Source organism: Lentzea sp. NPDC004782, assembly GCF_040609115.1.
Taxonomy (GTDB): Bacteria; Actinomycetota; Actinomycetes; order Mycobacteriales; family Pseudonocardiaceae; genus Lentzea.
This window is the reverse complement of sequence record NZ_JBEXJN010000115.1, coordinates 1-12582: the sequence shown is the minus strand read 5'-3', so window position 1 is coordinate 12582 and position 12582 is coordinate 1. Positions and strand designations below refer to the sequence as shown.

9 protein-coding genes are annotated in these 12582 nt (G+C 70.8%); 5 read left to right on the top strand and 4 right to left on the bottom strand.

Annotated elements, in window-relative coordinates:
* The 3 genes from groL to ABZV40_RS45125 form a co-directional block, all read left to right on the top strand.
* Positions 1 to 1341, top strand: a 1341-nt coding sequence (gene groL, locus ABZV40_RS45135; protein WP_355456277.1) for a chaperonin GroEL, incomplete at its 5' end; no start/stop codon positions are given.
* Positions 1342 to 1379: 38 nt separating this feature from the next.
* Positions 1380 to 1796 carry an Hsp20/alpha crystallin family protein gene (locus ABZV40_RS45130; RefSeq protein ID WP_355456276.1) on the top strand — a complete coding sequence of 139 codons (417 nt, stop codon included), beginning with the start codon at positions 1380 to 1382 and terminating at the stop codon, positions 1794 to 1796.
* A 172-nt stretch (positions 1797 to 1968) separates the two neighbouring features.
* Positions 1969 to 2334: an STAS domain-containing protein gene (locus ABZV40_RS45125; RefSeq protein WP_355456275.1), complete on the top strand. Its 366-nt coding sequence runs from the start codon at positions 1969 to 1971 to the stop codon at positions 2332 to 2334.
* A 66-nt stretch (positions 2335 to 2400) separates the two neighbouring features.
* On the opposite strand, the gene ABZV40_RS45120 is transcribed toward ABZV40_RS45125, so the two are convergent.
* Positions 2401 to 4563, bottom strand: coding sequence for a glycogen debranching N-terminal domain-containing protein (locus tag ABZV40_RS45120; protein WP_355456274.1), 2163 nt, complete (start codon positions 4561 to 4563; stop codon positions 2401 to 2403).
* Entirely contained in the window at positions 4560 to 5762 is a 1203-nt protein-coding gene (locus ABZV40_RS45115) for a glycosyltransferase family 4 protein (RefSeq protein WP_355456272.1), read from the bottom strand. The genes ABZV40_RS45120 and ABZV40_RS45115 overlap by 4 nt, the downstream gene beginning before the upstream one ends.
* A 324-nt stretch (positions 5763 to 6086) precedes the next feature.
* On the opposite strand from ABZV40_RS45115, the gene ABZV40_RS45110 reads away from it, so the two are divergent.
* Positions 6087 to 8378 (top strand): beta-L-arabinofuranosidase domain-containing protein, encoded by a 2292-nt coding sequence (locus ABZV40_RS45110; protein WP_355456270.1) that lies wholly within the window; start codon positions 6087 to 6089, stop codon positions 8376 to 8378.
* Between the two features lie 18 nt (positions 8379 to 8396).
* Here the strand turns inward: ABZV40_RS45110 and ABZV40_RS45105 are convergent, their stop codons facing one another.
* Both ABZV40_RS45105 and ABZV40_RS45100 read right to left on the bottom strand, forming a co-directional pair.
* A complete protein-coding gene (locus ABZV40_RS45105) occupies positions 8397 to 10202 on the bottom strand; it encodes a glycoside hydrolase family 15 protein (protein ID WP_355456268.1) in 1806 nt (601 codons plus the stop codon).
* A gap of 3 nt (positions 10203 to 10205) precedes the next feature.
* On the bottom strand, positions 10206 to 11225 hold the full coding sequence (locus ABZV40_RS45100) for a glucose 1-dehydrogenase (RefSeq protein WP_355456266.1): 1020 nt from the start codon (positions 11223 to 11225) through the stop codon (positions 10206 to 10208).
* A gap of 112 nt (positions 11226 to 11337) precedes the next feature.
* Between ABZV40_RS45100 and ABZV40_RS45095 the strand changes: the two genes are divergently transcribed.
* Positions 11338 to 12537 (top strand): amidohydrolase, encoded by a 1200-nt coding sequence (locus tag ABZV40_RS45095; RefSeq protein WP_355456264.1) that lies wholly within the window; start codon positions 11338 to 11340, stop codon positions 12535 to 12537.
* Positions 12538 to 12582: the final 45 nt, after the last annotated feature.

Genomic DNA, 12582 nt, shown 5'->3' with positions numbered 1-12582 from the left:
GTGCTCGCCCAGGCGCTGGTCCGCGAGGGCCTGCGCAACGTGGCCGCCGGCGCCAACCCGCTGGGCCTCAAGCGCGGCATCGAGCAGGCCGTCGAAGCGGTGACCGAGCAGGTGCTCAAGACGGCGGTCGAGCTGGAGACCAAGGAGCAGATCGCGGCGACGGCGTCCATCTCCGCGGGCGACGCCACCATCGGCGAGCTGATCGCGGAGGCGATGGACAAGGTCGGCCGGGACGGTGTGATCACGGTCGAGGAGAGCAACACGCTCGGGATGGAGCTGGAGCTCACCGAGGGCCTGCGCTTCGACAAGGGCTACATCTCCGGGTACTTCGTGACCGACCCGGAGCGTCAGGAAGCGGTGCTGGAGGACGCGCTCGTCCTGCTGCACCAGGGCAAGATCAGCTCGGTGAAGGACCTGCTCCCGCTGCTGGAGAAGGTCATGCAGTCCGGCAAGCCGCTGCTGGTCGTCGCCGAGGACGTCGAGGGCGAGGCCCTGGCGACCCTGGTGGTCAACAAGATCCGCGGCACGTTCCGGTCCGTCGCGGTCAAGGCTCCCGGCTTCGGTGACCGCCGCAAGGCGATGCTGCAGGACATGGCGATCCTCACCGGTGGCCAGGTGATCAGCGAGGACGTCGGCCTCAAGCTGGAGAACGCCGACATCTCGCTGCTGGGCAGGGCCCGCAAGGTCGTGGTCACCAAGGACGACACGACCGTCGTCGAGGGCGGAGGCGACGCCGAGGCGATCCAGGGCCGGATCAGCCAGCTCCGCGCCGAGATCGAGAAGTCGGACTCCGACTACGACCGCGAGAAACTGCAGGAGCGCCTCGCCAAGCTCGCCGGCGGCGTCGCCGTCATCAAGGCGGGCGCGGCCACCGAGGTCGAGCTCAAGGAGCGCAAGCACCGCATCGAGGACGCGGTCCGCAACGCCAAGGCCGCCGTCGAGGAGGGCATCGTCGCCGGTGGCGGTGTGACGTTGCTGCAGGCCGCGAAGACCTGCTTCGACGGGCTGGGCCTGACCGGCGACGAGGCGATCGGCGCGAACATCGTCAAGGTGGCCGTCGAGGCTCCGCTCAAGCAGATCGCCGTGAACGCCGGTCTGGAGGGCGGAGTGGTCGTCGACAAGGTCAGGTCCCTGCCGCCCGGCCACGGCCTCAACGCGCTCACCGGCGAGTACCAGGACCTGATGGCCGCGGGCGTCATCGACCCGGCCAAGGTGACCCGCTCGGCACTGCAGAACGCGGCTTCGATCGCGGCGCTGTTCCTGACGACCGAGGCCGTCGTCGCGGACAAGCCGGAGACCGAACAGCCCCCGGCGCCTCCCGCCGGAGGCATGGACTACTGAGTCAGAACAACGTCCACGAAGGGAAGGAGAAGAACGCCGTGCTGATGCGCACCGACCCGTTCCAGCTGCTGGACCAGCTGACCCAGCGGCTCGCCGGGACCACCTCGTACCGACCGGTCGTGCCCGTCGACGCCTACCGCGACGGCGACCAGTTCGTGGTGCACTTCGACCTGCCCGGGGTGAGCGCCGACTCCATCGACCTCGACGTGCAGGGCAACGTCCTCACCGTCAAGGCGCAGCGCACCACCGCCGGGAACGACGTGGAGGTCGTGGTCGGCGAGCGGCCGTCCGGCACGTTCAGCCGCCAGCTGTACCTGGGCGACCACCTGGACACGGACAAGATCGAGGCCGGTTACGACGCCGGCGTGCTGACGCTGCGCATCCCGGTCGCGGAGCAGGCGAAGCCCCGCAAGATCGCCATCTCGGGCGGTCAGCGGCAGGCGCTCAACGCCTGATCCGGCGCGCACATCGCAGGTCCGGGGCCGGTCGCTGCCACTGGGGGGCGACCGGCCCCGAGCCGCATCGGCGTATAGCCGCCGAATCTTCCGCTACGTTCGGGTACGGCCGGTTGAGCCAACAGCCGTCTGACGATGTCGTCGTTCCAAGTGGCCCCGTGGAGGGCAAGACATGGCTGTGGACGCGTTGACGGTGCGCATGGGGCGAGTGGGAAACGCCTTCGTGATGCGGGTGAGCGGAGAGATCGACATCGCGACGCGCCCGTTGCTGACCGCCGCCCTGCTCGACGCGTTCGGGCTCGCGGCCCCGTCGAACGCGCTGGTGCTCGATCTGGGCGGGGTGACCCACTTCGGAGCCGCGGGGGTCGATGCCGTTGAGCTCGCGGAACGGTGGTCCCGCGCCGAACGGATCGCGTTGCGGGTTGTCGTCACGCCGCGGATCGGGTTCGTGCTCGGGCTCACCGAGGTCGGCAGACGGGTGCGGATGGAGGAGTCGCTCGACGATGCGCTGTGCGGCAACGACGAAGCGGCCGGGTGACCCGTTCGTCTGTCCAAAAAGGAGGGACGGCCGGTTCGGCCGTCCCTCCTTTCACCACGCCGGACGTCAGCTTCGGTGTTCGGGTTCCGCCATCGGATCGTGCGCCTGACAACGGCCCTGCAACGTCCAGCCGTCGGGCACCCCGCTCACCGTCGCGTGCTCGCCGGTGGCGCTGATCTGCAGGGTGGCGTTGCCCAGCCGCAGATCCGCGAGCCGCACCGCACCCCAGCCGGACGGCAGGTGCGGGTTCAGCTCCAGGCTGCGGCTCGGCACGTGCGGCCGCAGTCCGAGGAACGACCGCACGAGCAGCAACGGCGCCGCGCTCGCCCACGCCTGCGGTGAACACGAGGTCGGGTACGGCACCGGCGGGCTGAACTCCGCGCGGGCGAACCCGCAGAACAGCTCGGGCAGCCTCCCGCCGAACGCCGACGCCGCGTCGAGCAGTCCGCACGCCAGCCGCTGCGCCAGCTCCACCGCGCCGGGGATGTGCGCGTACCGCAGCAGGCCCGCGACCGCCAGCGCGGTGTCGTGCGGCCACACCGACCCGTTGTGGTAGCTCATCGGGTTGTACGCGCCCATGTTCGCGGCCAGCGTGCGCAGGCCGTAGCCGGTGTCCATGTCCTCGGACGCCAGACGGTCGACCAGCACGGCCGCGTGCTCGTCCGGGACGATGCCGCTCCACAGGCACTGCGCGGCGTTGCTGGTCAGGGCGTCCACCGGATCTCCGCGGCCGTCCAGGGCCACCGCGTACCAGCCGCGGTCGGGCAGCCAGAAGGCCTCGGCGAACCGGTGCCGCAGCTTCTCCGCCTGCTCCCGCAACCGGACCGCGGTGTCGGTGTCGCCGAACGCCTCCGCGAGCTCTGCCCGTGCCAGCCAGGCGGCGTACACGTAACCCTGGACCTCGCACAGCGCGATCGGTGAGGACACGGTCCTGCCCGCGGCGTCGTTGATCCCGTCGAAGCTGTCCTTCCAGCCCTGGTTGATCAACCCGACGTCGGTGGACCGGCGGTAGGCCAGGAACCCGGCGCCGCACGACCGGTCGATCCACTCCAGCGCGGCGTCGGCGGCGGGCAGCAGCGCGCGGACCTCCGCCTCGTCGGCACCCCAGCGCCAGCACTCGCCGAGCAACGCGACGAACAGCGGTGTGGCGTCGACGGTTCCGTAGTAGTGGCTGCCGCCGAGCACGCGGTTCGAGTCCGGACCGAGCCGCAGCTCGTGCAGGATGCGGCCCGGTTCCTCCTCGGTCACCGGGTCCACCCGCCTGCCCTGCTTGTCGGCCAGGGTCTGCAGCGTGCCCAGGGCGAGTCCGGTGTCCAGCGGCAGCGCCATCCACGCGGTGAGCAGGCTGTCGCGGCCGAACAACGTCATGAACCACGGCGCGCCCGCCGCGACGAACGGTTTGTCCGGCAGCGACGGGTCCCGGATCTGCAACGCGCCGAGGTCCCTCTCGCTGCGGCGCAACACGTTGTCGAGCGTGACGTCGTCCGCCTCGATCGTGGTGCTCGCGTCGCGCCACGCCTGGATGGTGCGCGCCGGGCCGCTGCTCTCGATGTGCTCGCCGGGGTGGAACCGCGGCTGCACCCGCAGGTTCGCCACCGTCGGCTGCACCACGATCTCGGTCGTCCACAGCTGCCGCGGCGGCACCACGATCCGCCAGACGAGCTCGCCGGGCAGCACGGTGGGCTCGGCCGACGCGCTGACCGACAGGCCGCGGGCGCCGCGGGAGCGGTCCCACAGCAGAAGCTCGGCGCCCACCACCGTCGCGTCCGCGCCACCGCCGGACGTGCGGCCCTCCTTGACCGCGAACAGGTCGGCGAAGTCGGCGTCCACGTGCAGCGACAACGAGACCGCGGTGGCTTCCCGGCCGAGGTTGTGCAGGGTGATCGTCTCCCGCAGCCCGTCGCCGAGCAGCCGTTCGCGCACCACCAGCAGCGTGCTGTCCGCCTGACCGGGCTTCGGCGGCCTGCGCAGCATGAACCGCGCCGCGAACGCCTCCGGTGTCACCACCGACAGCGCGTGCGGCGGCTGCCCGTCCAGGCGCAGTTCCCACCGCGAGACCATCCGCGCGTCGCGGTAGAACAGTCCGTGCGAGGTGCCGGCTTCGACGTCGCCGGTGCTGTTGGACAGGCAGAACGTGCTGCCGTCGACCAGCGTGACCGTGCCGTGGCCGGCGTGGCTCATCACCGGTTCACCGGCGTTGAGGGCCGTGGGTGCAGGTCCCTCCGTCATGACCTTTCTCCACCGGCGCGCAGGCTGTTCTTGTCGGCGTTTTCACGGAAACGCCTGCCGTACCGGTGTTCCAGCGTGGAGTCGAGCGCCGGGTAGTCCTGCTGCAACGTCTCCAGCGCCGGCCGCGACCGCCGCAGCGCCTGCCGGTACGCGGCCTCGTAGCCCGCGCCGAGCCGGTCCGCGCCGAAGTTGTCCTTGACGTGCGCACGGCACTTGGCCGGTTCGACGTCGCGCACGTCGTGCAGCGCTTGCACGAGCTCCTGCGGCTCGTCGCGGACCAGTCCGGTGACGCCGTCCACGACGACCTCGGGCACCGCACCGCGGCGCAACGCCACCACCGGCGTCCCGCACGCCATGGCCTCGATCATGACCATGCCGAACGGTTCCTCCCACCGGATCGGGAACAGCAGGCAGCGCGCCCCGGCCAGGAGCTTGCGCTTCTGGGCCGCGTCCGCGACGCCGAACACGTGGTCGTTGTCGGTGAGCCGGGGGCGAACCTCGCGGTCGAAGTACTCCTGTTCGATCGGCTCGGCGCACTTGCCCGCGAGGATCAGCGGCACACCGGCGGCGTGCGCCACCTCCAGGGCCAGGTGCGGCGCCTTGTCCGGGTGGAACCGGCCGAGGAACAACGCGTACTCGCCCTTGTTCTCCTCGAACGGCCAGTCGTCCACGTTCAGCGCGTTGTGCACGGTGCCGATCCAGTTCAGCTCCGGTGCGAGCTGGCGCTGCCGGTCGCTGATGGCGACCAGGTGCACGTCCTCGCCGAGTTCGCGGTAGTAGCGGTGGAGGTCGTCGTTCACCGGCCCGTGCACGGTGACCACGGTCGGCACCCCCAGCGCGCGGTAGGCGGCCGCGTTGAGCGGACCCGCCAGCGTGTGGTCGTGCACCACGTCGACGCGGCCGGCCTCGACGAGCCGCTCCACCACACGGCGGCCGGCCAGCGCGTGCACCACCTCGGGACAGGGCTCACCGAGGCGTTCCGGGATCGTGCGGTCCCAGACCGGCACGAACTCCGCGGCGGCGCCGCACTCACCGGCGCCGATCAAGGTCACGTCGTGACCGCGGCCGGTCAGCGCGTTCGCGAGATCCGCGACGACGGCCTCCACGCCGCCGTATGCCTTGGGAGGAACGTCGAAGTAGGGCGGGGCGACCATGGCAACCCGCAACGACGAATCGACACAAGACACACTGCTCAACACCACTTCCCCTCCTCGCATCCCGAACCCGGGATTAGCACTCTTCGCCATAGACTGCTAACAGGATTCGTCCACTCGCGCAACCCTGCGAGGGAGGCGGCACACTCCGGAGAGTCTGCGACCGATGGGTATGTGAACGTTCACTTGAGGACGTTCTCCGACTGCCTGTCAGCACCTCGCGCGCTGCTCGTTAACGCTCACATCGAGCATTGACCGTGCCCTGCGGCCGTGACTACATTCCGTGGCAGGCCGCCACCGCTCTGTCAGAACCGCACTGTTCGCCCGAGCAACCGGAGCGTTCCCATGTCCTCATCGTTGAGTCGACGCATGCTCTTCCAAGCCGTTGGGGTGGCCGCCGTCGCGACCGCGGCGCCGCCGCTGACGGCGAGTCCGGCACAGGCGGCCTCGGTGCCACCTGTCCGCGGCGACGCCGGGGTGTCGGCCTCTCCGTTCGACCTGTCCGAGGTCCGGTTGACGCAGGGCCGGTGGCTGGACAACCAGAACAGGACGCTGTCGTACCTGAGGTTCGTCGACGTCGACCGGTTGCTCTACAACTTCCGCGCCAACCACCGGTTGTCCACCAACGGAGCCGCGGCGCTGGGTGGCTGGGAGGCGCCGGACTTCCCGTTCCGCACGCACAGCCAGGGTCACTTCCTGAGCGCGTGGGCCCAGGCGTGGGCGGTGCTGGGCGACACGACGTGCCGCGACAAGGCCAACTACATGGTGGCCGAGCTCGCCAAGTGCCAGAACAACAACGCCGCGGCCGGGTTCAACACCGGGTACCTGTCGGGCTTCCCGGAGTCGGACTTCGACGCGATGGAGGCGGGCTCGCCGAAGTCGGTGTCGTACTACTCGCTGCACAAGACCCTCGCCGGGTTGCTGGACGCGTGGCGCCACCTCGGCAGCACCCAGGCGCGGGACGTGCTGCTGCGCCTGGCCGGATGGGTCGACTGGCGCACGGCCCGGTTGTCCTACAGCCAGATGCAGAACGTGCTCGGCACGGAGTTCGGCGGCATGAACGCGGTGCTCGCCGACCTGTACCAGCAGACCGGCGAGGCGCGCTGGCTGACGGCGGCGCAGCGGTTCGACCACGCGGCGGTGTTCGACCCGTTGGCGGCGAACCAGGACCGGCTGAACGGCCTGCACGCCAACACCCAGGTGCCGAAGTGGATCGGCGCGGCCCGCGAGTACAAGGCGACCGGCACCACCCGCTACCGCGACATCGCCGTCAACGCCTGGAACATCACCGTGGGCGCGCACACCTACGTCATCGGTGGCAACAGCCAGGCCGAGCACTTCCACGCACCCAACGCCATTGCCGCGTACCTCAACACCGACACATGCGAGCAGTGCAACACCTACAACATGCTCAAGCTCACCCGTGAGCTGTGGCTGACCGACCCGAACAACGCGGCCTACTTCGACTTCTACGAACGGGCCCTGCTCAACCACCTGATCGGCGCGCAGAACCCGGCGGACCCGCACGGCCACATCTGCTACTTCACCGGTCTCAACCCCGGTCACCGCAGAGGCAACACCGGGCCGGCGTGGGGCGGCGGCAACTGGAGCACGGACTACGGCACGTTCTGGTGCTGTCAGGGCACCGGGCTGGAGACCAACACCAAGCTCGCCGACTCCATCTACTTCCACAGCGGCACCGCGCTGACGGTGAACCTGTACACGCCGTCGGTGCTGACGTGGTCGGAGCGCGGCATCACGGTCGCGCAGAGCACGAGCTACCCGGCGAGCGACACCACCACGCTGACCGTCACCGGCAACGCGGGCGGGTCGTGGACGATGCGGTTGCGGATCCCCGCCTGGACCTCCGGTGCGACGATCAACGTCAACGGCGTCGCGCAGGACGTGCCCGCCACGCCCGGCAGCTACGCGTCGCTGACGCGGTCGTGGACGTCCGGCGACGTGGTGACGCTGCGTCTGCCGATGCGCGTGGTCGTCCAGCCCGCCAACGACAACCCGAACGTCGTCGCGCTCACCTACGGGCCGGCCGTGCTGGCGGGCAACTACGGCAACACCAGCCTGTCGGCGTTGCCGTCGCTGGACGTCAACTCCGTCACCCGCACCAGCACGTCGTCGCTCTCGTTCACGGCGAAGGCCAACGGGGCACAGGTGAACCTCGGGCCGTTCCACGACGCGCACGGCTTCAACTACACCGTCTACTGGAGCACCGGCGGTGGCGGCACGGCGAGCTACCGGTTGGTCAACGCCGCCTCCGGCCTGGTGCTGGGCATCCAGAACATGTCCACTTCGGACGGTGGACTGGCGTTGCAGTGGGCCGACACCGGCACCGCCGACCACAACTGGCAGCTGATCACCGACGGGTCCGACGTGCGGCTGCGCAACGTCAACAGCGGCAAGGTGCTGGGCGTGGAGAACATGTCCACCGCCGACAACGCCCGCGTGCTGCAGTGGTCGGACAACGGCACCGCCGACCACCGGTGGACCTTGATCCCCAACGGCGACGGCACGCACAAGATCCGCAACGCCAACAGCGGCAAGCTGCTCGGCGTCCTCAACGGTTCCACCAGCCAGGGTGCGCAGGTCGTGCAGGACTCCGACAACGGCAGCGCGGACAACCGGTGGCGCCTGGTCGCCAACTGACGACGTGGTGCGGCGCCTTCACAGCGACTGCTCGTCCTTGCCGGCCGAGGTCCGGGTGGAGGCGCCGCCCAGCTGCCGGGCGGTGTTGACCAGAGCTTCCATGCTGAACGCCTGCGGGGTGTTGCCCATGTGCCGGCCGGTGGTGGTGTCGTACTCCTCGCTGAGCAGGCCGACGTCGTTGCGCAGGCCGAGCAGCCGTTCGAACAGCTCGCGGGCCTGCGTGGTGCGGCCGATGCCGTGCAGTGCGTCGGCCAGCCAGAAGGTGCAGGCGAGGAACGCGCCCTCGGTGCCGGGCAGGCCGTCCACGCCACCGTCGGCGTCGGGGCGGTAGCGCAGCACGAAACCGTTCTGGCACAGCTCGCGCTGCACGGCGTCGACCGTGCCTCGCACCCGCGGGTCGTCCCAGGGCAGGAAGCCCACGCGCGGGATCAGCAGCAGGGACGCGTCGAGCCCGCGGGAGCCGTAGAACTGGGTGAACGTGCCGCGTTCGGTGTCGTAGCCCTTGGCGCAGACCTCGGCGTGGATGCGGTCGCGGATCTCCCGCCACCGGTCGACCGGCCCGTCCAGGCCGTGGTTGCGCACCGTGTGCACGGCACGGTCGACACCCGCCCAGGCCATGACCTTGGAGTGCACGAAGTGCCGCCGCGGGCCGCGCACCTCCCACAGGCCGTTGTCCGGGTCGTCCCAGTGGCCCTCCAGGTAGTCCAGCAGGGCACGTTGCAGGTCCCAGGCCGGTTCGGTGGTGTGCAGTCCCGCCTCGCGGGCCAGGTGCAGGCCGTCGAGCACCTCGCCCCACACGTCGAGCTGGAACTGGTCGGCCGCGGCGTTGCCGATGCGCACCGGCGCCGCGCCCTCGTAACCGGACAACCACGCGAGCTCCTGCTCCGGCAGCCTGCGGGAACCGTCGAGCCCGTACATGATCTGCAGCTTCGCCGGGTCGCCCGCCACGGCGCGCACCAGCCACTCCCGCCACGCGCGGGCTTCCGCCACGAAACCCGTGCCCAGCAACGCCTGCAGCGTGAACGTGGCGTCACGCAGCCAGCAGAAGCGGTAGTCCCAGTTGCGCGGTCCCTTCCACTGCTCGGGCAGCGACGTGGTCGCGGCCGCCACGATGCCGCCGGTCGGCGCGTAGGTCAGGGCCTTGAGGGTGAGCAGGGCCCGGCGCACCGCGTCCGACCACGGGCCGTCGTAGGTGCAGCGGCCCATCCACCCGGTCCAGAAGTCCTCGGTGTCCGAGAGCGCCCGTTCGGCGTCGACCGCGTGCGGGCGCGGCAGGTGCGAGGCGGTGTGGGTGAGCACGAACGGCACGCGTTGCCCGGCCCGCACCTCGAACTCGGCGGTGGTGGTCAGGTCGTGCCCGCGCACCGGCACGCCCGCCTCCAGCCAGACCGCGTCCGGACCGGCCACCGCCGACAGCGCGCCACCGTGGTGGCGCACCCACGGCACCACGTTGCCGTAGTCGAACCGCAGGCGCAGATCCATCCGCATCGGCACGCGGCCCGACACGCCCTCCACCACGCGCACCACGTCCGCGGCCTCGCCACGCGGCGGCATGCAGTCCACGACGCGCACCGAACCGTCCGGGGTGTCCCACTGCGACTCCAGCACCAGCGTGTCGCCGCGGTAGCCACGCCGGTCGGCCGGACCGCCCGTCGCCGGGGCGAGCAGCCACCGGCCGGCGTCCACGTCGTGCAGCAGTGCGGCGAAGCAGGCGTGCGAGTCGAAGCGGGGCAGGCACAGCCAGTCGATGCTGCCGTCCCGCCCGACCAGCGCCGCCGTGTGCAGATCGCCCAGCAGGGCGTAGTCCTCGATCGGCGACGGCACGGCTCAGCGGCTCCCGTCCAGGCCGATGACGACCTTCACGTCGTCGGACCGGGCCTCGAAGGCGTCCTGGTAGGACTCCAGCGGCACCCGTCGCGTGATCAGGCCGCGCAACCAGTCCGGGTCGGCCGCGGCCAGCGCGTCGGCGGCCTGCCGGTAGTGGCGCAGGTTGGCGTTGACCGAACCGACCACCACGTCGTTCTCCAGCACGATCTCGCGGTTCACGCTGCCGGCGTCGACCGGGATCTTCCGCCCGGACGGCGAGACCCCGGTCAGGCACACCACGCCGAACGAGGCGGTGTTGCGGATCGCGGAGAACACCAGGCCGCCCGCACCGGTCGCCTCGATGACGACGTCGGGTTCGAGCTTTCCCGCCACCTCGTCGGCGTCCTCGTGGTGGTAGGTGGCGCCCAACTGCTCCACCAGGCGCGGTTTCGGCCCGTCCGTCACGCGGTCGAGCACGTGCACGTCGAGCCCCTGCTGCACGCCGATCATCGCCCCCAGCAGCCCGATCGGCCCGGCACCGGTGACCAGCGCCCGCTTCGGCTCGTACCAGGCCCGCTCACCGACGCGGCGCACCTGTTCCCACGCCTTGGCGACCACCGAGGTCGGCTCCATCAGCACACCGGCGTCGGCCAGTCGCGGATCCAGCTTGACGGCGTAGTCGGTCTCCACGCACCACAGCTCCGCCCCGTACCCGTCGAGCTCCTTGATGCCGCGCTCGGTGTACCGGCCGTTGCGGCAGCTGTCGAACTCGCCTCGCGCACAGGCCCCGCACGGCACCGGATCCGGCCTCCGCACCACGCCCACCACGAGGTCCCCGGCCGAGAACCCGCTGCCGCCCGGCGCGGACCGCACCCTGCCGAGCGACTCGTGCCCGAGCACCAGCCGGTCCCGGCCGGGCGGTGCCCAGCCGTAGTCGGCACGCACGATCTCCTTGTCCGTGCCGCACACGCCGACGGCGATCCCCTCCACCAGCAACTCGTCCGTGCCGGGCGTGGGGTCGGGCAATTCGGTCAGCTGCAACGAATTCGTCTTACCTGGGAGAACTGTGAGCGCACGCATGCCATCGGGCTACCCACCGCCACAGGGGCCATGCAGGTTTGCGTCTTTCCCCGCGGCTGTTCACGATCAGGCGATGACCGACCTGCACGCGCTCTACCGCGACCTGCACCAGCACCCCGAACTGTCGCTGCGGGAGTTCCGGACGGCCGGGGTGCTGGCCGACGCCCTGCGCCCGCTGGGGTTCGACGTCACCACCGGCGTCGGCGGCACCGGTGTGGTCGGCGTCCTGCGCAACGGCGACGGCCCGGTCGTCATGCTGCGTGCCGACATCGACGCGTTGCCCGTGGAGGAGAAGACCGGGCTGCCGTACGCGTCGACGCGACGCGCGACCAACGCCGACGGTGAAGAGGTGCCGGTGGCCCACGCGTGCGGGCACGACATGCACGCCACGTGCCTGATCGGAGCGGCCGAACAGCTGGCCGGCGCCCGCGCGGAGTGGTCGGGGACGCTGCTCGTGGTGTTCCAGCCGGCCGAGGAACTGGGCTGCGGCGCGCGGAACATGGTCGAGGACGGGCTCTTCGAGCGGTTCGGCAAGCCGGACGTCGTGCTGGCGCAACACGTCGGGCCGCTGCCCGCGGGGATGATCGCGCACGGCAGCGGGCCGGTGATGGCGGCCTCGGACTCGCTTCGCGTCACGTTGTTCGGGCGAGGTGGCCACGGTTCGGCGCCGGAGATCGCGGTCGATCCGGTGCTGATGGCCGCGCATGTTGTCGTGCGGTTGCAAGGAATCGTCGCGCGCGAGATCTCACCGTCGGAGCGTGCCGTCGTCACGGTGGGGCGGTTGCAGGCGGGCACCAAGGAGAACGTGATCCCGGAGACGGCCGAGATCGGCGTCAACATCCGGACGTTCAACGAGAACACGCGCGGCATCGTGCGCGCCGCCGTCGAACGCGTCGTGCGGGCTGAGGCGGCGGCGTCCGGGGCGCCGCGCGAGCCCGAGTTCGAGTGGCACGACAGCACTCCGGTGCTCGTGTCCGACCCGGACGCGACGGCCAGGACGGTGGCCGCGTTCACCGAACGGTTCGGCCAGGAGCGCCTGATCCCCGGCGCGCTGGTCAACTCCAGCGAGGACGTGGGCGTGTTCGGTGCGGCGGCCGGGGTGCCGACGGTGTTCTGGTTCTTCGGCGGCGTCGACTTCTCCGCCTGGGAACCGGGGAAGGCCGTGGCGATGAACCACTCCCCCGAGTTCGCGCCGGACCTCGAACCGACGCTGACCACCGGGGTCGACGCGCTGGTCGCCGCCGCGCGGACGTGGCTGAGGAGCGCGTTCTAGGTCGATGAAGGGCTCCTTCCTACACCTCAGGTGGAGGAAGGAGCC

Excerpts from the sequence above, each read along its gene's own strand:
- ABZV40_RS45125 (WP_355456275.1), top strand. The coding sequence starts at position 1,969 with ATGGCTGTGGACGCGTTGACGGTGCGCATGGGGCGAGTGGGAAACGCC.
- ABZV40_RS45120 (WP_355456274.1), bottom strand. The coding sequence starts at position 4,563 with ATGACGGAGGGACCTGCACCCACGGCCCTCAACGCCGGTGAACCGGTG.
- ABZV40_RS45110 (WP_355456270.1), top strand. The coding sequence starts at position 6,087 with ATGCTCTTCCAAGCCGTTGGGGTGGCCGCCGTCGCGACCGCGGCGCCG.
- ABZV40_RS45095 (WP_355456264.1), top strand. The coding sequence starts at position 11,338 with ATGACCGACCTGCACGCGCTCTACCGCGACCTGCACCAGCACCCCGAA.